The 17,395-nt window shown below is 64.1% G+C and carries 19 protein-coding genes; 4 read left to right on the plus strand and 15 right to left on the minus strand.

Going from position 1 to position 17,395, the window contains the following annotated elements; genetic code table 11:
• Positions 1-248: 248 nt before the first annotated feature.
• A complete protein-coding gene (locus NNX34_RS00355) occupies positions 249-1,595 on the plus strand; it encodes an AI-2E family transporter (RefSeq protein WP_255764622.1) in 1,347 nt (448 codons plus the stop codon).
• 4 nt (positions 1,596-1,599) lie between these two features.
• Here the strand turns inward: NNX34_RS00355 and NNX34_RS00360 are convergent, their stop codons facing one another.
• Positions 1,600-1,944, minus strand: a complete 345-nt coding sequence (locus NNX34_RS00360; protein ID WP_255764623.1) for a hypothetical protein — start codon at positions 1,942-1,944, stop codon at positions 1,600-1,602.
• Between the two features lie 40 nt (positions 1,945-1,984).
• Here NNX34_RS00360 and nucS point away from each other — a divergent pair, with 40 nt between their 5' ends.
• The 3 genes from nucS (at position 1,985) to NNX34_RS00375 (ending at position 4,383) form a co-directional block, all read left to right on the plus strand.
• Positions 1,985-2,680, plus strand: coding sequence for an endonuclease NucS (gene nucS, locus NNX34_RS00365; protein WP_227918257.1), 696 nt, complete (start codon positions 1,985-1,987; stop codon positions 2,678-2,680).
• Positions 2,681-2,729: 49 nt separating this feature from the next.
• On the plus strand, positions 2,730-3,947 hold the full coding sequence (locus NNX34_RS00370) for an N-acetylglucosamine-6-phosphate deacetylase (protein WP_255764624.1): 1,218 nt from the start codon (positions 2,730-2,732) through the stop codon (positions 3,945-3,947).
• Positions 3,948-4,179: 232 nt separating this feature from the next.
• Complete coding sequence (locus NNX34_RS00375) at positions 4,180-4,383, plus strand: cold-shock protein (protein WP_146361532.1); 204 nt, start codon at positions 4,180-4,182, stop codon at positions 4,381-4,383.
• A 94-nt stretch (positions 4,384-4,477) separates the two neighbouring features.
• Here the strand turns inward: NNX34_RS00375 and murA are convergent, their stop codons facing one another.
• From murA to NNX34_RS00445, 14 genes are all read right to left on the minus strand, one after another.
• Complete coding sequence (gene murA / locus NNX34_RS00380; RefSeq protein ID WP_255764625.1) at positions 4,478-5,743, minus strand: UDP-N-acetylglucosamine 1-carboxyvinyltransferase; 1,266 nt, start codon at positions 5,741-5,743, stop codon at positions 4,478-4,480.
• A 106-nt stretch (positions 5,744-5,849) separates the two neighbouring features.
• Positions 5,850-6,278, minus strand: a complete 429-nt coding sequence (locus NNX34_RS00385; protein WP_255764626.1) for a DUF2550 domain-containing protein — start codon at positions 6,276-6,278, stop codon at positions 5,850-5,852.
• 9 nt (positions 6,279-6,287) lie between these two features.
• Positions 6,288-6,581, minus strand: coding sequence for a F0F1 ATP synthase subunit epsilon (locus NNX34_RS00390; protein WP_227918261.1), 294 nt, complete (start codon positions 6,579-6,581; stop codon positions 6,288-6,290).
• A gap of 5 nt (positions 6,582-6,586) precedes the next feature.
• Positions 6,587-8,050: a F0F1 ATP synthase subunit beta gene (gene atpD / locus NNX34_RS00395; RefSeq protein ID WP_255764627.1), complete on the minus strand. Its 1,464-nt coding sequence runs from the start codon at positions 8,048-8,050 to the stop codon at positions 6,587-6,589.
• A gap of 77 nt (positions 8,051-8,127) precedes the next feature.
• Complete coding sequence (locus NNX34_RS00400) at positions 8,128-9,021, minus strand: F0F1 ATP synthase subunit gamma (protein WP_255764629.1); 894 nt, start codon at positions 9,019-9,021, stop codon at positions 8,128-8,130.
• Between the two features lie 99 nt (positions 9,022-9,120).
• Entirely contained in the window at positions 9,121-10,758 is a 1,638-nt protein-coding gene (atpA, locus tag NNX34_RS00405; RefSeq protein ID WP_255764630.1) for a F0F1 ATP synthase subunit alpha, read from the minus strand.
• 100 nt (positions 10,759-10,858) lie between these two features.
• Positions 10,859-11,674: a F0F1 ATP synthase subunit delta gene (locus NNX34_RS00410; protein WP_255764631.1), complete on the minus strand. Its 816-nt coding sequence runs from the start codon at positions 11,672-11,674 to the stop codon at positions 10,859-10,861.
• Complete coding sequence (locus tag NNX34_RS00415) at positions 11,674-12,222, minus strand: F0F1 ATP synthase subunit B (RefSeq protein WP_229949507.1); 549 nt, start codon at positions 12,220-12,222, stop codon at positions 11,674-11,676. Before NNX34_RS00415 ends, NNX34_RS00410 begins: the two co-directional genes overlap by 1 nt.
• Positions 12,223-12,264: 42 nt before the next feature.
• Positions 12,265-12,486 (minus strand): ATP synthase F0 subunit C, encoded by a 222-nt coding sequence (gene atpE / locus NNX34_RS00420; RefSeq protein WP_227918267.1) that lies wholly within the window; start codon positions 12,484-12,486, stop codon positions 12,265-12,267.
• Positions 12,487-12,558: 72 nt separating this feature from the next.
• Entirely contained in the window at positions 12,559-13,362 is an 804-nt protein-coding gene (atpB, locus tag NNX34_RS00425; protein ID WP_255764632.1) for a F0F1 ATP synthase subunit A, read from the minus strand.
• 85 nt (positions 13,363-13,447) lie between these two features.
• Positions 13,448-13,723 (minus strand): AtpZ/AtpI family protein, encoded by a 276-nt coding sequence (locus tag NNX34_RS00430; protein ID WP_255764633.1) that lies wholly within the window; start codon positions 13,721-13,723, stop codon positions 13,448-13,450.
• The gene (locus NNX34_RS00435) at positions 13,716-14,198 is read right to left on the minus strand and encodes a hypothetical protein (protein WP_255764634.1); all 483 of its coding nucleotides are present in this window, start codon (positions 14,196-14,198) and stop codon (positions 13,716-13,718) included. Before NNX34_RS00435 ends, NNX34_RS00430 begins: the two co-directional genes overlap by 8 nt.
• Positions 14,199-14,321: 123 nt before the next feature.
• The gene (locus tag NNX34_RS00440; protein ID WP_255764635.1) at positions 14,322-15,317 is read right to left on the minus strand and encodes a glycosyltransferase family 4 protein; all 996 of its coding nucleotides are present in this window, start codon (positions 15,315-15,317) and stop codon (positions 14,322-14,324) included.
• A complete protein-coding gene (locus NNX34_RS00445) occupies positions 15,317-17,248 on the minus strand; it encodes a nucleoside-diphosphate sugar epimerase/dehydratase (RefSeq protein ID WP_255764636.1) in 1,932 nt (643 codons plus the stop codon). The genes NNX34_RS00440 and NNX34_RS00445 overlap by 1 nt, the downstream gene beginning before the upstream one ends.
• Between the last annotated feature and the right edge of the window lie 147 nt (positions 17,249-17,395).

Below are 17,395 nucleotides of genomic sequence, written 5' to 3' on the forward strand. Positions count from 1 at the left end.
GATTTTCCGGGCCGGCAGGCCCCAACGCGGGCTCCGGAATGCGGCGGCTAATTCGCAGCTGGTCATTGATGTCCTGGCACTTGATAACCCAATGGTAACGAAATCCCATCAGAGCACCCATTCGGGCGATGGCCCGGAGCGGTAACCGCCGCATGTGCCTAAGGGGAAAAGCGGTTTCGGCGGCGCGTCGGCTGGTAAGGTTTCGGTTCGTATCAGCAGCCCGACCAGGCAGAGGAGAAACGCGCGAAATGAGCGAAAACGAGGACGTGCCCGTCCACGCGCCGCTCCCCGGCCCTGCGGACAAAAAACCGGCGGGCGGGAATGCCTCCGGCGGAAATACGCCCCGCACCCCTCTGCCCGGATTCCTTTCCACGGCTGCGGACCGAGTGCGCTACAGCCTGCGCCACGGCGTTCCCGGTGCCCGGCCGCGGCCGCGCTTCGAATTCCCGCCCGAGGACGCAGCCGGTCCGGAGATTACGGTCGACGACGACGTGCGGCTTCCCGATGAACGGCTCAGCGTCAGCGGCGGCGGACAGGGGCATGACCCGGAGGGCGGGAGCCTGCGCGCCCACCCCATCTACTTTGGTTTTATGCTCACGGTCGGCGTTGGCCTGGCCCTGCTGCTGTTCTTCGTCATCACCAATGTCGGCGAGCTGCTGGTCTGGATCGGCGCTGCCCTGTTCATTGCCCTGGGACTGGATCCGGTGGTCCGCTGGCTGGCCGCGCGGCGGATCCCCCGCCCCGCAGGCATCGCCCTCACCGTGCTGGTGCTCGCCGGCGTCGTCACGGCCTTCTTTGCGACGCTGATCCCCACCATCGTCAGCCAGTCGACGGAAATCATCGCCAAGGCTCCGGGCTACATCAACAACTTCCTTGCCTCGGATTTCTTCGTCAACATCGACAAGCAGTTCCAGATCCGTGACCGCATCGAGCAGGAAGTCGGCAGCTTCTTCTCCAACAGCTCCGCCGTGGGCGGCATTTTCGGCGGGGTCCTCAGCGTGGGCACGGTAATTGCCAATGGCCTGTTCGGTGCCCTGATCATCCTGGTCCTGACCCTCTACTTCCTGGCTTCGCTGCCGTCGATGAAGAAGTGGGCCTACCGGCTTGCCCCGCGCAGCCGCCGCCGCCGGGTGGAGGCCCTCTCAGAGGAAATCACCGGCAGCGTCGGCAACTACGTGATCGGCCAGGGCCTGGTCGCATTGCTGGACGCCACCTACGCCTTCATCGTGATGACCATCACCGGCGTGCCGTTCTCGGTGCTGCTGGCCTTCCTGGTGGCGCTGCTGGCCTTCATCCCGCTGGTGGGCCCGCCCATAGCGCTGGTGCTGGTCTCCCTGGTGGCCCTGACCGAGGGCTGGCAGACGGCTGTGGTCTTCGCCATCCTCTACATGGCCTACCTGCAGTTCGAGGCGTATTTTGTCTCCCCGCGCGTGATGCAGCGGGCCGTGGCAGTGCCCGGCGCCGTCGCCGTCATCGCCGTGATTGCCGGCGGCAGCCTGCTCGGCGTGCTGGGGGCACTGATAGCCATCCCGACGGCGGCCGCCACCCTGCTGCTGCTCAAGGAAGTCTTCATCGCCCGGCAGGACCGGCAATAGCCCGTCAGTACCTGCGGCGGATCCGCCAGCAGTGGTTGTGCCAGTGCCGGCGGCCCTCGACGGCGGTCTGGCGGCCCAGCAGCGAGTCTTCCTGCCACACCACCAGGTGCGCGGTTCCGGGCGGGATGACCTGCCCGCAGCCGGGGCACCGGTAGTCCTTTGCGGCGTTGCCGGCCGTGATCTGCCGCACCGACCATTCGCCGTCGGGACCGCTTTCACGGCGTGGAATACCGGCACGCGTGCGTTCCAAATCCCCCTCCGGCGGGGTGGACGCCCACTTGCGGCGGGCGTTCCGGCCGGCTGCGCTGCCGGCGGCAGGCGTGCGGCGGGGATGGTTCGAACGGGGCATAGAAGTCATTTTGCCGCAGATGAGCCGGTAAAGTGCAACTGTGCGTTTAGTAATAGCCCGCTGCTCCGTTGACTACGTCGGCCGCCTCCGTGCCCATCTGCCCCTGGCCGTAAGGCTGCTCATGGTGAAGGCCGACGGTTCCGTCCTGATCCATTCCGACGGCGGATCCTACAAACCGCTGAACTGGATGAGCCCTCCGGCCACCATGCGCAGCGTGGAACCGGACGAGACGGACGCCGAAGCCGGCGTCACCGAAGTCTGGAACGTCCAAAGCGCGAAGACCGACGACCGCCTGATCATCAGCATCCACGAGCGGTTCTCCGATGTCTCCCATGACCTCGGGACCGACCCCGGCCTCATCAAGGACGGCGTGGAAGCGGACCTGCAGCGCCTGCTGGCCGAACAGATCAACCGGTTGGGCGAAGGCCACACGCTGATCCGCCGCGAATACATGACGGCCATCGGCCCCGTGGACATCCTGGCGCGCGACGCCACGGGCGCCACCGTGGCCGTGGAGTTGAAGCGCCGCGGAGACATCGACGGCGTGGAGCAGCTGACCCGCTACCTGGAACTGCTCAACCGGGACCCGCTGCTGGCTCCGGTCCGCGGCATTTTCGCCGCGCAGCAGATCAAGCCCCAGGCCCGCGTGCTGGCCGAGGACCGCGGGATCACCTGCCTGACGCTCGACTACGACGCGATGCGCGGCGTGGATGACAGGGATTCCCGCCTCTTCTGAGTCCCCCGCCCCGCTCCCGGCCGCCGGGCAACATGCCTAGAATCGGTGCATGAACCCCACAGCGCGCAGCCGGGACCGCGGCTACCTCCGAGGCAGCCTGCTGACTCCGGACGAGCTGGTTCCCGACGGCGCACTCGCGTTTGTCGGGGACCGGATCACCTACGCCGGCCCGGCCGGCGGTTTTGACGACGCCGGGTGGCCGGAGCCCGCGCACCTGCCGGCCGGTTCGCTCATCCTTCCCGGACTCGTGGACCTGCACTGCCATGGCGCTGCGGGAAGCGATTTCACCACCTCCGACGCCGAGGGAATCCGGCGGGCAGCCGCCTTCCTGCATTCGGCGGGAACCACCACGCTGCTCGCCAGCACGGCTTCCGCGTCCCGCCAGGACATGCTCGCTGCCGCCGCCCGGCTCGCCGCCCTTGCGAGGGAAGGGCTCATTGCCGGAATCCATGCCGAAGGGCCGTTCCTGGCACGGGAGCGCTGCGGTGCGCAGGACCCGAAGTTCCTGGTCCCGCCGGACCCCGGCTTCGTGGATGAGCTGCTTGCAGCCGCGGACAGCGAACTGGTCACCATGACCTATGCGCCTGAACTGCCCGGAGCGGATGACCTGGTGGACCGTCTGGTCCTGCACGGCGTGACGCCGTCGCTGGGGCATACCGCCGCTGCGGACCCCGTTGCTGCCGAGTCGCTGGAGTCCGCCCGGGACGAAATGGAAGAGGCCGGCTTCGGAGGCTATGCTCCCCGGCCCACAGTGACTCACCTGTTCAACGGCATGGACCCGCTGCACCACCGCTCCCCCGGCGCCGTTGCCGCGAGCCTGCGGGCCGCACGCAGCGGAGCGGCTGTGGTGGAGCTGATCGCCGACGGGGCGCATCTGGACCCCGCGCTGGTACGCACCGTCTTCGAGCTCGCAGGAGGCGCCAACGTAGCCCTCGTCAGTGACTCCATGGCGGCCACCGGCCTGGGCGACGGTACCTACCGGTTGGGGCCTGCCGACGTCGTGGTGGAGAACGGGACGGCCCGCCTGCCCGGCGGCACGCTGGCCGGCGGCACGGCCACCCTGCTCCAGTGCGTACGCACGGCTGTCGCTGCCGGTGTGCCGCTCGCGGACGCGGTGGGCGCGGCCACTGCGGTGCCCGCGGACGTGCTTCGGCTCGCCGATGAAGTCGGTGCCCTGCGCCGCGGCCTGCGGGCCGATGCCCTGGTGGTTTCAGCGGACCTGGAGCTGCACGCGGTCCTGCGCTGCGGAACGTGGCTGCCGCGGTAAAAAAGCACCCGAAAAAAGTTCTAAATATTTCGTTTTGAGCATTGACCAGGCATTTCGGTTATGCCACGCTGTTACCAAGTCTTTGTGTAGGTGTTTTTTCATGCTCGCAAGACCGTTGCGAGTGAGAAGCTCCTCAAGGAACTGCTGAACGGCAAGAACTTGGGCTTTCTTGCTTCAGTAACATATCCGGCACGGACCGTGCAGGTAAGTTCCACATTATGAGGAGAAACAAATGGCTCAGGGTACCGTCAAATGGTTTAACGCCGAAAAGGGCTTCGGCTTCATCACTCCGGACGACTCAGACGGCGATGTCTTCGTCCACTACTCCGAAATCCAGACCAACGGATTCAAGACCCTCGACGAAAACCAGCGTGTTTCCTTCGAGATCGGCCAGGGCGCCAAGGGCCCCCAGGCCACCGGCGTTACCGCCCTCTAGGGTTTAACACTTTTCCGCAGGGAAACAAGGAAAGCCCCCGGCACATGCCGGGGGCTTTCCTTGTTTTCCATTGGTTTATTTACCCACCGCTTACTTACCCGCGGCGGCGGACTACGTTCGCACCAAGGCTCCGCAGATTCTCCATGAATCTTTCATACCCGCGGTCAATATGGTCCACGCCCCGCACTTCCGTGGTTCCGTCGGCAGCCAGGCCTGCTATGACAAGGGCAGCGCCGGCCCGGATGTCATTGGCCACCACCGGTGCGCCGGACAGCAGCTCGACACCCTGGATCAGGGCGTGGTGTCCGTCGAGCCGGACCACGGCTCCGAGCCGCGCCAGTTCGGACGTGAAGCCCCAGCGGGCCTCGAAAACATTCTCGGTGACCATGCCCGAACCGTTCGCGACGGCGTTGAGGGCCACCACGAAGGGCTGCAGATCGGTGGGGAATCCGGGATACGGCAGGGTGGACACGTTGATGGGCTCCGGGCGGGCCGGTCCCTTCACCGTGAAGCCGTCCTCCCCCGTGCTGACTTCGCAGCCCGCCTGGGTGAGTTTGTCCAGTACCACTGCCAGGGCTGATGCATCCGCCGAGCGCACCTCGATCTCGCCGCCGGTGATCGCTGCCGCGAAGGCCCAGGTGCCGGCGACAATCCGGTCCGGCACCACACGGTGTTCCACCGGGTGCAGTTCCCGGACCCCGTCGATGATGAGCGTGTTGGTGCCCACGCCGCTGATCTGGGCCCCCATGCTGTTGAGCATGCGGGCAATGTCGGTGATTTCCGGCTCCCGTGCGGCGTTATCGATCACCGTGCGTCCGCGGGCCAGAGTGGCGGCCATCATGAGGTTTTCGGTGGCGCCCACGGAGGGAAAGTCCAGGATATGGTCCGCTCCGTGCAGGCCTTCCGGGACGGAGGCAACCAGGTACCCGTGATCGATGCCGATCTCGGCGCCCATAAGTTCCAGTCCGGCGCGGTGCATGTCCAGGCCGCGGGAGCCGATGGCGTCTCCGCCCGGCAGCGCCACCTCTGCCCGCCGGCAACGGGCCACCAGCGGTCCCAGCACGGAGATGGAGGCCCGCATGGCGCGGACGAGGTCATAGTCCGCCTGGTGGCCCAGCTCCTGCGGGACGTCCACGGCCACCGAGGCGGCGTCGACGTCGTAATCCACCGAACATCCCAGCCGGCGCAGCAGCTCCGCCATGATCCAGACATCCTGGATGTTGGGGACATTCGTGATAACGGACCGGCCCTGCGCAAGCAGCGTTGCCGCCATCAGCTTCAGGACGCTGTTCTTGGCACCCGGGACAGTAACGGCTCCGCGAAGGGTGGACGGGCCGGTAACAACAATGACGTCTTCCATTACTCCATAGTAGGGGCCGGGGCAGGCTCCAAAGGGCAGCAAAAAAGGCACAGGGGGAATTCCCTGTGCCTTCTAAGCAGAGCTTGTTTACTGTCCGGCCCGGCGCCTAGCGCCAGGTACCGATGCCGACCACGGGGCCGGCTTCCACCCATGAAGACAGGCCCGTATAGGCCTCGTACTTCATGGCCACCAGGATGGTACTGCCCTGGTAGTTCAAGCTGACGACGACGGCGCCGGGCTGGATACGGGCACGCTCGGCTTCAGTGGGCTCCCGCCAGCCGGCCATTTCCAGTGAACTGCGCAGGAAACGGTACGGCGGACGCGGACTCAGCGAGACCAGGCGCAGCCATTCCAGATGGGTGTCCGTATAACGGCAAACCCCCATCCGCCACCCCGCAGGGGGAAGGCAGATGGAGGCATCGAAGGTCCCCAGGGCGCGCCGCAGCTGGCTGCGGCGCACCCCGAAGAGCACTACTGCAAGGACAAGCAGCCCAAAGAGGGCGGCCAACGCAATGAACACATAGGAGCTGTCCATCGGAAGGAGTCAGCGGGTCCCGGCGGTTGCTTCGTTGGTCACCTTGGCATTGTCGGCCACGATGACCACCCGGTTGTTGTCCACGGAGAAGAATCCTCCGTCAACGCTTACCTCAATGCGGGAACCGGACACCGGTTCGATGGCCAGTCCGCCCTCTGCCAGGATGGCCAGCACCGGTGAGTGCCCGGGAAGGATCCCGATCTCGCCGTCGCTGGTGCGGGCCTTGACCATCTTTGCCGCTCCCGACCACACGAAGTGGTCGGCAGCAACAATCTCAACTTCGAGTTCAGCAGCGTCCGCCATGGGGCTCACTTCCCGGTCTGCTCTTGGATCTTCGCCCACTGACGCTCAACGTCATCCATGCCGCCGACGTTGAAGAACGCCTGCTCGGCAATGTGGTCAACGTCGCCGTCGCAGATGGCCCGGAAGCCTTCGATGGTGTCCTTGATGGAAACCGTCGAACCCTCAACGCCGGTGAACTGCTTGGCGGTGTAGGTGTTCTGGGAGAGGAACTGCTGGATGCGGCGTGCACGCGACACGACAATCTTGTCCTCTTCGCCGAGCTCGTCGATGCCGAGGATGGCGATGATGTCCTGCAGTTCCTTGTTCTTCTGGAGGATCTGCTTGACGCGGATGGCCGTGTCGTAGTGCTCCTGGCCCACGTACTGCGGGTCGAGGATACGCGACGTCGAGGTCAGCGGATCCACGGCCGGGTACAGGCCACGGGAAGCGATTTCACGGGAAAGTTCCGTGGTCGCGTCCAGGTGGGCGAACGTGGTTGCCGGGGCCGGGTCGGTGTAGTCATCTGCAGGCACGTAAATGGCCTGCATGGACGTGATCGAGTGGCCCTTGGTGGACGTGATGCGCTCCTGCAGCAGACCCATCTCGTCAGCCAGGTTCGGCTGGTAGCCCACAGCGGAAGGCATGCGGCCGAGAAGGGTGGAAACCTCGGAGCCTGCCTGCGTGAAGCGGAAGATGTTGTCGATGAAGAGCAGCACGTCCTGGTTCTGCACATCGCGGAAGTATTCCGCCATGGTCAGAGCCGACAGTGCCACGCGGAGGCGCGTTCCCGGCGGCTCATCCATCTGGCCGAATACAAGGGCGGTGTCCTTCAGGACGTTCGCCTCTTCCATTTCAACCCAGAGGTCGTTGCCTTCACGGGTACGCTCGCCGACGCCGGCGAATACCGAGGTACCGCCGAAGTTGCGGGCAACACGGGTGATCATTTCCTGGATCAGCACGGTCTTGCCGACACCGGCACCGCCGAACAGGCCGATCTTGCCGCCCTTGATGTACGGGGTGAGAAGGTCGATCACCTTGATGCCGGTTTCCAGCATCTCGGTGGAGCCCTCAAGGTCAGCGAAGTTCGGAGCCGAACGGTGGATCGGCCAGCGCTCGGTGATCTCCAGCTGGTCTTCGGTGACGTCGAGGGGCTCGCCCAGGACGTTGAAGATGTGGCCCTTGACGCCGTCGCCTACCGGCACGGAGATGGGAGCACCCGTGTCGTAAACGGCAGCTCCGCGGACCAGGCCGTCGGTGGCCTGCAGGGAGATGGCACGGACGAGGTTGTCACCCAGGTGCTGGGAGGTCTCGAACGTGATGGTGCGGGTCTGGCCGTCGAGCGTCAGCTCGGTGGTCAGTGCGTTGTAGATGGTGGGGATTGCGTCAGCCGGGAATTCGACGTCGACAACCGGGCCGATGACACGGGCGATACGGCCGGTGGCACCCGAGGCTACGGAATCAGATCCGTGCTCGACAGTTTGGGCAGTCATCTCTCTCACTTCACTCAGTTAGATGGCGTGTGGACTAAGTTTTTTATGCGTTGGAACTTATCTTCGAGCGGGGCAGGCTAAGAGGCGCTGAGCGCGTCCGCACCGGCTACGATCTCGGAAAGTTCCTGGGTGATTTCGGCCTGACGGGCGTTGTTGCGAAGTCGCGTGTACTTCTTGATCAGGTCCGTGGCGTTGTCCCCTGCGGCCTTCATGGCGCGCTGGCGGGCAGCAAGCTCGGAAGCGGCGGCCTGGAGCATGGCTGCGAAGATGCGCGACTCGATGTAGCGCGGCAGCAGTGCGTCCAGGACCTTTTCCGGCTCGGGCTCGTATTCGTAGAGAGGCAGGAACTCAGCGTCAGACTGGGCTTCTTCCTCCACTACCTCCAGCGGCAGCAGTCGGATGACCGCAGGTTCCTGAATAACCATGGACTTGAAGCGCGTGTAGACGATGTGGATTTCGTCCACGCCGCCGTCTTCGTAGGCCGTGTTGAAGTCATCGAGGAGTGCCTTGCCGATTTCTCGGGCTGTTTCGAACTCGGGTGCGTCGGTACCGCCGGTCCAGACCCGTTCCACTGAACGGTTCCGGAATTCGTAGTACGCCTGCGCCTTGCGTCCAACAAGGTAGGTCTTAACTTCCTTGCCCTCGTCACGGAGCAATTCATTGAGTGCTTCGCCCTGCTTGAGGACACCGGCGGAGTACGATCCGGCAAGACCGCGGTCGGAGGTCATGATGACCACGGCTGCGCGCCGGATCTGCTCCGGTTCGGTGGTCAGCGGATGATCGATCTCCGACTGGGATGCCACAGCAGAAACGGCACGGGTGATCGCATTGGAGTAAGGCAGTGACGCAGCCACACGGGTGCGCGCCTTTCCAATGCGAGAGGCAGCAATCAGCTCCATCGCCTTGAAGATCTTCTGCATCGACGTTGTCGACGCGATCTTCTGGCGGTAGACCCGAATTTGGGCTCCCATACTCTTCCTTTCAGTTCCTGGCGTTGAAGCCAGGGGCTAAGGCAATGGCCATGGGTTCCGCTGCCGGGCACACGGCCCGGCAGCGGAACTCCAAAACCGCTAGCGCTTCTGCTTGACGATCTTTTCCTGGTCTACGGCATCCTCGTCCAAGGCCGAGGTAGCTTCGTTGCCGGCGGCGACCATGCGGTCGTCACCTTCGCCGAAGAAACCCTGCTTGAACTTGGTGATGAGGCTCTTCATCTCATCAACCGTGGAATCCTCGAGCTTGTTCGTCTCGGCCAGGACGGTCATGACGGACGAGGAGTGGCGTACGTGTTCCAGGAACTCGGACTCGAAGCGGCGGACGTCCTCAACGGGGACGTCATCCAGGTAGCCGTTGGTGCCCATCCAGATGGAGACAACCTGGTCTTCCACCGGGTACGGGGCGTACTGGCCCTGCTTGAGCAGTTCCATCAGGCGTGCACCGCGGGTCAGCTGCTGGCGGGAAGCCGCATCCAGGTCCGAGGCAAACATGGCGAATGCCTGCATGTCGCGGTACTGGGCCAGTTCCAGCTTCAACGTACCGGAGACCTTCTTCATGGCCTTCTGCTGTGCAGCACCACCGACGCGCGAGACGGAGATACCGACGTCGACGGCGGGGCGCTGGTTGGCGTTGAAGAGGTCCGACTGGAGGAAGATCTGTCCGTCGGTGATGGAAATAACGTTGGTCGGGATGTAGGCCGAGACGTCATTTGCCTTGGTTTCGATGATCGGCAGGCCGGTCATCGAGCCGGCACCGAGCTCGTCGGAGAGCTTGGCGCAACGCTCCAGCAGGCGGGAGTGCAAGTAGAAGACGTCGCCGGGGTAGGCTTCGCGTCCCGGCGGACGGCGCAGCAGCAGCGACACGGCGCGGTAGGCTTCAGCCTGCTTCGACAGATCATCAAAGATGATCAGGACGTGCTTGCCGCCGTACATCCAGTGCTGGCCGATGGCCGAGCCGGCGTACGGTGCCAGGTATTTGAAGCCGGCGGGGTCGGATGCCGGGGAGGCCACGATCGTGGTGTACTCCATGGCGCCCTTGTCTTCCAGCGTCCGCTTGATTTCAGCGATCGTGGAAGCCTTCTGGCCGATGGCTACGTAGATGCAGCGAACCTGCTTCTGGACGTCACCGGAATCCCAGTTGGCCTTCTGGTTCAGGATGGTGTCAACGGCAATGGCGGTCTTACCCGTCTTGCGGTCACCGATGATCAGCTGGCGCTGGCCGCGGCCGATCGGGATCATGGCGTCGATTGCCTTGAGGCCGGTCTGAAGCGGCTCGTGGACCGACTTGCGCTGGGTAACGCCCGGCGCCTGGAGTTCCAGTGCACGGCGTGCCTCAGCGGCGATCGGGCCCATGTCATCCATCGGCTCGCCCAGCGGGTCGACAACGCGGCCCAGGAAGGCGTCGCCTACGGGTACGGACAGGACTTCACCGGTGCGGTGGACTTCCTGGCCTTCTTCGATACCGGCGAAATCGCCAAGTACAACGACACCGATTTCACGGGTGTCAAGGTTCTGGGCGAGGCCCAGCGTGCCGTCCTCAAACCGAAGCAGCTCATTCGCCATAACGGAGGGCAGGCCCTCCACACGGGCAATGCCGTCGCTGGCGGTTGTTACGCGGCCAACTTCAACGCGCTCTGCGTTTCCGGGTTCGTAGGACGCCGCGAATTCATTCAACGCATTACGGACGTCGTCGGCGTTGATGGTCAATTCGGCCATCTGCAGTCCCTGCTCTCCTATGTTGTGATCATCGCTTAACAGCCGATGACCGTGATTGGTTCTCAAATGTTCTGAAGGCCGTTTAGGGCCGTCAAGGTGACTAGACAGCGAGCTTTCGGCGAAGTTCAGTCAGGCGCGTCGTAACGGTGGAATCAACTACTTCATCCCCCACTGTGACACGAATGCCGCCGAGAATCGCCGGGTCCACATTGACGTTGATCTTCAGCTCGCGGCCATACAGTCCGTTGAGAGAGGACTGCAGACGCTTTTGCTGTTCCTGCGTCAGCGGACGGCTGGACTGCACTTCTGCAATCCACCGCTGCTGGCGGCCGGCTACCAGTTCCGCGAAGCGCGCTACCAGTGCTGCCGGACGCAGTCCGCGCGGGGCGGTTACTGCCTGCGTGACCAGCACCTTGGCTTCGGCTCCCATGCCCGGCACGAGCTTCTGTGCCAGCGTGGCCTTGGCCGAGGCCGATGCCTGCGGTTCCTGCAGCGCACGCTGCACCTCGTGGTTGGCTGCAACGGCCTGGTTGAAGCGGAACAAATCGTTTTCCAGGGCTTCAAGGCCGGCCAGGCCGGGACCCTTGTTTTCCGCTACAGCTGAAACAACGGTTGCACCCAGGGTTTCCAGGGCATCGCCCAGGTCACGCGCTGTGCGCCACCGGGACTCCACCAGAGAAGCAGCCAGCTGCTCGGCGTCGGCCGAAACCTTGCCGCCGACCAGCTTGGAGACCAGGGCTGCCTTGGCCGAGGCTTCACGAGCCGGATCCGTCAGGGCACGCAGCAGGCCAGCATCGCTGTCCAGCAGGCCCAGAATTCCAAAGAGTTCCTCGGCCAGGGACAGGGTTGCGCCGGGAAGCTTGGCTTCCAGCTTCTCCTGCGCCGCGGCCAGTGACTCGCTCGATATACCTGCCATTACTTAACCGCACCTGCGTTCTGGGTTTCCAGGTCGTCAAGGAAGCGGTCAACCACACGGGCGGCACGCGCATCGTCTGCGAGGGACTCGCCGACAATCTTGCCGGCCAGCTCGGTGGCGAGCGTGCCCACTTCGCTGCGGAGGGAAACGACAGCTGCCTGGCGTTCCGCTTCGATGGCGACGTGGGACTGTTCCATGATGCGGGCGGATTCGGCGCCTGCCTTGGCCTTCAGGTCAGCGAGGATCTGGGCGCCTTCGGCGCGTGCTTCTTCGCGGATCCGGTTGGCCTCGGTACGGGCGTCGATGAGCTGCTGCTTGTATTCATCCAGGGCCGCGCTGGCTTCAGCCTGTGCGGCTTCGGCCTTCTTGAGTCCGCCTTCGATGGCCTCGGTACGCTCTGCATACGTCTTCTCGAACATCGGGACGACGAACTTGACGACGATGTACATCAGCACGGCGAAGCCAAGCAGTGTTACGAGGATCTCCCAGATGTTTGGGATCAGAGGATTCGCGCCTTCTTCGGCGGCGAGGATTAGTGCCTCGTTCATTTCAATCCGTCCTATCTACTTGGTTGGAAATACGCGCTGACGTTAGAGAACGAACGCGAAAACCAGACCAAGGATAGCCAGTGCTTCGGTCAGAGCCAGGCCCAGGAAGGCGATGGGCTGCAGGACGCGCTGGGCTTCCGGCTGGCGGGCAACGCCGTTGATGTAGGCCGCGAAGACCAGGCCCACGCCGATGGCGCCGCCGATAGCGGACAGGCCGTAGCCGACGAGGTTGATGTTGCCTTCGATATCCAAAACACCAGTCATTTGGTTTTGTTCCTTTCAAGATGCCCGTTGGGCAGGTTGCATGGTTCAGGGGGTTCCCCGGTGAGGGGAGGTTTAGTGTTCCTCGGCCAGGGAGCCTTGGATGTAGATCGCGGTCAGCAGGGTAAAGACGTAGGCCTGCAGGACCTGGATCAAAACTTCGAACAGGAACATGGCGACGCCGCCTACCAGGGTGAGCGCACCCAGCGGCTTCAACAGTCCTTCAGCCTCGAGCAGCAGGAACGCGGTTCCGCTGCCGGCAAGCATGATGATGAGGTGGCCCGACAGCATGGTTGCGAAGAGTCGCAGGCTGTGCGTGATCGGACGGACCAGGAAGGTGGAGATGATTTCGATCAGCACCACGAGGGGCAGGATGGCCATCGGCACGCCGGACGGGACGGTGGCGAACTTGAAGTAACCCAGGCCGTGCTTCCGGATGCCGACAATGATCCACGTGAAGTAGACAATCGCGGCCAGTGCATAGGCCGTGCCCACGTGCGACGTGGTCGGCAGCTGGGCCAGCGGGATGGTGCCCCACAGGTTGTTGATCAGGATGAAGAAGAACAGCGCGAACAGCAGCGGAGTGAAGGACCGGAAGTCCTTTTCACCGATGATGTCCCGGCCGATCGAGTTGCGGACGAAGTTATAGCTCCATTCGCCCAGGAACTGCAGCCGGCCCGGGACCATCTGGCCCTTGCGGGCTGCGGCTACGAAGAACCACCCGATAAGGATGACGGAGATAAGGATAAGCAGCATCTGCTTTCCGAATCCTTCACCGCTTTCGGCGCCCCAGGGAAGGATCTCAGGGAGGTGCATGTCTTCGAGGGTAGGTGCGACGAATCCCTCGTCATTGGAGGCGGGAAGCGCAAGCGCGATCAACGCGTTTCCTCTCTGCTGTGTCCATCGTTGGGCATATCATTGGTGGGCACGCATGATGTGCGCCCATTAGTTCGGTTTTGTGAAATCAATTCGATTTATCCGTATCCGGCTGTTTTCCGCCCGTGACGGGTCGGTCCGCACCCAAGGTGCGCCTGTGTGCGAAGGCGACATAGTAGCCGCAGACCGCACCCAGGACGATACCGGCCGGTAAAATCCAGCGAGTTCCCAGGAGACTATCCAGGCTCCACCCTATCAAACCCAGGGCGATGATTCCCGCAAGCAGATACTGCACGGTTGCGCGGCGGCCGGCGGCAGGCGGCTCGAAAGCACCCGGGCCGGTGGAGGGCTGTTTTTTAGGCATTTGCGCCTCCTTGGGGACTGGAATCGTCAGCATCGTTGTAAATCAGGTGACGGGTCGTCGAAAAGGCGCGGATTTCCGCCGCCTGCCAGAGGACCACTGCGCCGACTGCGGTCAGGGCAAACCATTCACGGTGCAGCCAATCAGGAGTTCCCAGTCCGAAAAGAATGACGGCGAAACCGACAACCTTTATGGCATAGGTAACGACAAACATTCCGATGGCTCCGGAGGGATTGCTGCGTCCGACGACGTGGCCGACCAGGAGGCTGATTCCGAAGAATGCGGCAATAACGAACCACCCCAGAAGGGAGCTCGCCGCTGCAGACAGATCCGCCGTGAGAGCAGCCACGACTGCGGCCAGGACGGCGGCGGCGCCGGTCACGGCAAGGGCCTTCCCGAGAATCGCCAACCAGGGGGCCTTCGTTGGCCCCGAGGGGGTCAGGAACCCGCCGGGGCGGGAACCATCTGCGGATCTCATGGTGGAGGCAGTCTTCCTTGCTGGTTTTTTGGAGCCGGACGCTTCGTGGGTGCCGGGCTACCGCGACCCTTGAATTCTACAGTACATAGAAGACGCCTCTGGCAGGGCCCGCGCAGCCGCGGATCAGGCCACCATGCGCCGGGCGAACAGGCGCGGCGAGGCCAGGTAGAAAGCCAGCACTGCGACGGCGAAGAGGACCCCGGCAGCCGTCGCGCCGGCACCCGCACCCGCAGTGAGCAGCCCGGTGACGCCGACGGCTACGGTACAGCCGGTGACGATCAGCGACACTTGTACGTGGCTCAGTCCTGCGTCGGTCAGCCGCTGGTAGGCGTGCTGGCGGTGTGCCGTGTACCACCGCTCCCCCCGGCCCATGCGGCGCAGCAGCGTGGAGAAGGTGTCGGCCAAATAGACGAGGATCGGAAACAGCAGGTATTCCACATACACGCCTGCGAGGAAGGCAGCTACTGCAACACCGGCGATGGATGACCCGAGCAGGTAACTGCCGACGTCGCCCAGGAAAACCTGCCCCCTGCCGAGGTTCCAGGGCAGGAAGGCGGCAAAAGCCGCGGCCACCACTGCTCCCGTAACAGTCAGCCAGACGTGGTCCGACAGCACGCCGCTGATGGAGTACAGGGTACCCACCACCAGTCCATGCAGCCCGGAGATTCCGTTGATGCCGTCCATGAAGTTGGCGACGTTGATGTAGGCCGCTATTGCAAGGCCGCCCACGGGAACCCACCACCAGCTTTGCTCCATGGTCCATGCCAGTCCGGCCGTTCCAAGCAGGCCGATGGCGAGCTGGGTGGCCGCCCGGGTCCGGACGGAGACGCCGCGCCAGTCCTCGATCCAGCCCAGCAGCGATGCCGCGCCGATCACGGCGATCAGAATGGCAAGCACCGAACGGTCAACGGCCACCAGCCCTGTCAGCAGCGCCAGCAGGAGGCCGGCCAGGACGCCGGCGGCAGTGGTTGCACCCACCCCGCGGATGACTGCCTTGGTGTGCGAGGACCGCTCATTGGGGACGTCGAGGACACCCAGCCGGCGCAGCAGGGGGATAAAAAGGAAGGGCAGCAGCAGGCTCGCCAGGAAAGCCGCAGCGGCGCACAGCACCAGCAGCATCAGCCGGTCCGCCGTTCGCTGTAGGGTTCTCCGGGCTCATTTGCGGCGTCACCCGGGGCGCCGGGATGGCGGGCACCCGGAATGCGCACTATCTCGCCGGCATCGGTTGCTGCCCCGTCCGTCGGCACGCTCCCGGGTTCGATCCCGCAGCGCCGCAGCCAGTCAGCCAGGTCCAGCTCATCGGGATCCAGCACGGCAACCGCAGCGTGGGAGATCTTCGGATGCAGGGGACGGGAATCCTCTTCCCCGGTGCCGACGAGGATCTCGTGCAGCTTTTCGCCCTGGCGCAGCCCGGTGAAGACAATTTCGATGTCCTTGCCGGACATCGCGATCATGCGGCGGGCGACGTCCAGGATCTTCACGGGCTCGCCCATGTCCAGGATCATCACCTCTCCCCCGCGGCCGATCGCGCCGGCCTGGATCACCAGCTGGCAGGCCTCTGGGATCGTCATGAAGAAGCGGGTCACCTCCGGGTCGGTCACGGTGACGGGTCCGCCCTGCCGGATCTGTTCGCTGAACAGCGGCAACATGGAGCCCCGGCTGCCGATCACGTTGCCGAACCGCACGGAGACGTACCGCTCCCCGGTGGCGCGCGCCATCCAGGCCGTCAGTTTTTCGGCTACGCGCTTGGAATGGCCGAGGACCGTGGTGGGGTTCGCCGCCTTGTCGGTGGAGATGTTCACGAAATGGCGCACGTTCGCTTTGCGGGCCGCAGCCAGCACGTTGGCGGTGCCGATGATATTGGTCTTCCAGGCTTCCTGCGGGTACTGCTCCAGGAGGGAGACATGCTTCAGGGCGGCGGCGTGGAAAACGACGTCGGGGCGGCGTTCGCGGAAGATGCGCTCCAGCGCTTCGGGGTCGCGGATGTCCGCCAGGACCGTATCCGGGCCGTCCAGCAGGCCGCGGCCGGTGATGGAGAGCTGGGTCAGCTGCAGGCCGGTCTCGTCCCGGTCCACCATGATCAGTTCGCCGGGATTGAAGGCGGTGATCTGGCGGCAGAGTTCGGAGCCGATGGAACCGCCGGCTCCCGTAACGAGGACCTTCTTCCCGGACAGGTAGCCGGCAACTTCGTCCACATGGATGTCGACCGGCCGGCGCCCGATGAGGTCTTCGACCGCCACGTCGCGGAAGTCGCCCAGGCCGGCGCCGTCGCCCTTCGAGAGCATGTCCTTGAGCGGCGGAAGCACCAGGACGCGCAGGTCCAGGCCTTCGGCGAGATCGGAAATCTCACGGACCTGCTTCGCTTCCACATCGGCGATGGCCACCACCAGCACCGTGGCGCGGGTCCGCTGCACCAGTTCGGGAAGGTCTACGAGTTTGCCGAGCACCGGAACAGTGGCCAGCCTCAGGTGCTTCTTGGACGGGTCGTCGTCGACCAGGCCAACCGGGTAGTACGGCGACTCCGGGTCCTTCATCATCCGTGACACCAGGGAACCGCCCAGGAATCCCGCGCCGTACACAAGGGCACGCTGGGCTTCTTCCCCCGGCCGGGCCTTGCTCTCCACGTACATCCGCTTGACGTACCTGATTGCCGCCATGAACAGGCAGGCAAAGGGGAAGGCGATCATTCCGGTGCTGCGCGGGATATCGATCACGAGGCCGAACAAGGCGCTTGCGAGGACCAGGATGGCGGAGACAATGAGCGTCACCACCGCCAGCAGCCGCATCTCGTGGAAACTGCCGAAGCTGTAGCGGCCGCGGTAGAGGGCAAACGAATAGCCGACTATCAGCTGGGTCAGGACGGCGACGCCGCAGAAGACGGCCAGTCCGCCCGGGTTGATCTGCTCGACAGTGAGTTCGTAGCGGAGCACCAGCGCGAGGCCGATGGACACGATCCAGGCCAGGGAGTCCAGCACATACTGCGACCAGAGCCACAGGACGGGCTTTTCCTCCCTGGGAAGGTGACTGTTGTCCGTAGGTTTTTGCCTCATGGTCCTCAACGGGTAGGTACCCGGCTTTCTTCTCGGTGATGCGAAGAGCTGGCGGAAGAATCCGGTGTAATAGACTGGAATCTATTCAGCATACTAACTGCACACCCTCTCCGGTTTCGGTCTTGGCCGATCCCCCGGGTTGCCTGA

This window comes from Arthrobacter sp. zg-Y1116 (assembly GCF_024385485.1).
Taxonomy (GTDB): domain Bacteria; phylum Actinomycetota; class Actinomycetes; order Actinomycetales; family Micrococcaceae; genus Arthrobacter_B.